Annotated in this window: 2 protein-coding genes; both read right to left on the reverse strand. The window is 48.9% G+C overall.

The genetic code is table 11. The features are described 5' to 3' along the window. Positions 1 to 948: DUF3396 domain-containing protein (locus tag SLS51_RS22870; RefSeq protein ID WP_323840787.1), on the reverse strand; the 948-nt coding region annotated here is incomplete at its 3' end. A 16-nt stretch (positions 949 to 964) separates the two neighbouring features. Further along, positions 965 to 2,124: VRR-NUC domain-containing protein (locus tag SLS51_RS22875; RefSeq protein ID WP_323840788.1), on the reverse strand; the 1,160-nt coding region annotated here is incomplete at its 5' end.

Raw genomic sequence — 2,124 nt, forward strand, 5'->3', positions numbered from 1 at the left:
ACGGGCATACCAGGCCAGGGTAGAAGTTGAATTAAAATGACCTTCACCATAGAAGTGTAATGAATGGCCTTCACGGGGTATCACCCGTATTGGGCGTATCAGTTGGTTAATAGCAAAATAACTCTCCGGGACACTGCCCGGTAATGGCGTTAAGTCCGGGTATTGACCGGCCCGGATTATCAGACCATTGGAATAAGAACTAATCACCACATCCCGGTAGGGGCGCAGCACCTGACGTATCCAGAATTCACCACCCAGTCGGTTTACAAATCGTTTGGACAGCAGGGTGATCCAATTAATGCCACGGATGGAATGTCCATACTGTAATTTGGCTGTATGAACCGCAGAATTAACCTGCAATGAAGGGTAACGCTGCGCTAGCTGGTACTCTAAGGGAAAGTAATCATGGTAATCTCTGGGGATGACTAGGCTGTAGCCACAATCTCCACTGTCCGGTTCGAGTTGTTCACACAGAAACTCCAGCCAGGCCATAAAACGAGTCATGCCCTCTTGTCCTTTTAGGTAATCCCAAGGCAATGTCAGGCTTAGGTAAGAGCTACTATCGTCACCATCAGCTTCATCGGAATCTAGGTAACGCATCAGATAGCGGGGAGCTTCATAGAGATTTTTGGCATCACTGATTACCCAACTAGAGAGCTGGTTTTTTTTCCGATTAAGAATACCTTCTTCCACTTTGGCAATATTTTCTGAGGAATATTTTTTTAATCCCTCCAGCGAATGACGATGAAAACGCAGATGGGTACCAAACTCTTCGCGAAAGCGCCGGTAACAGGCCAGAATGCGTTGTTTTTTCTCCTGAGTGTAGCCCTGTTTAAAAAACAGAGTGATAGAAATCCCAAGACGGGAAACGGTCAGCCCATCGCCATTGAGGAAGGTAAACGCGGCCAGTTGTGATCTCAACTGGGCAAAGTAATCTAAAGTTTCCATATTTTCTCTCCGTTAATTATGAAGCGGTGGCGAATGTCACACTCGCCAATATTGCCAGGACGGCGGCTAACGCGGCGGCGCTAACTGCGGCAGCGGCAGCTAAAATTTCCACCAGTGCAATCAGTGCGGCAGCGACGGCAAGGGTGACAAGGATAACAACGGCAACTCCGGCAACAATCACCACCATTTCCAGCATGCCTTCCCCCACCTCTTTTAATATCTGCATCCAGCTAATGTTTTTAAGCTCTTCCAGGGTGATGTCTGAACCCTGTTGCACCGTCTGCCACCGGGCTTTTATCTCACTCTCCGTCCAGGTCACGATTTTTCCCGTTTGTTCATTAGCCCAGGAAAAAGCGTAGCTGACCTGATGGCTTATCGGGTCAATAATCTCTTCACACACCCACTTGCCGGTTTGATTGAGCCATGAACCAAATTGGGCAAGAAGCTCCCGAGTACTGTCGCGGACATAATTCAACCCATTTTCGGCCAGACCAGCCACCTCCTGCCCGAGGACGACCCAGTCTTCATAGCTGGGTAAAAACGACCAGCGGGAAGTGCTGAGAAGCGGTGGATTTTTTGTCAACGGCTGCGGAATAGTCCCCGGCACACCCTCTGCGGGAGGAGCGGGTAAAACTTCATCATCAGGAGGCGAGCCGGGCGGCAGCGGGGCCAGTGGAATGGGATTTTTATAGTGCTGGGAACTGGGTTGATAATGTTTTCGCCACGCCTCATCGTACTGCTTTTGCTCCTCAGTGCGATTATCCATGATACGCATCACCCCAAAGCGATCTTCGGTCGCAATCTGGATATAATCTATTTCTTGATCGTCAGAGAGATCATCCCCCGGAAATTTCACCTCAATCAACATCTTTAGGTTATCAGGGTGCATGGAACCGTCAAAGTAGGTGGCATTTCTGCCCGGCCAGCGAAGAGCCTCATCTTTAACCAGAATAATATCGGGACGCCGAATACGCTTAACGCCAAATTTCTCTACATCGTCGGCAGAAGGCCGGGCAAACGGATTACTGGATTGCGGTAAATTATCACCATAACGCTGCTTAGAGACTTGACTGGTTGCCAGCATGGGTAAGGGGACATCCTGCTCTCCTCGGATAGCAAACACCACTTCTGCTTTATAAGGCCATAAAAAGTCATGTTTAAGTTCTTCAACCTTAA

It is taken from the genome of Photorhabdus africana (assembly GCF_035181445.1).
GTDB lineage: Bacteria > Pseudomonadota > Gammaproteobacteria > Enterobacterales > Enterobacteriaceae > Photorhabdus > Photorhabdus laumondii.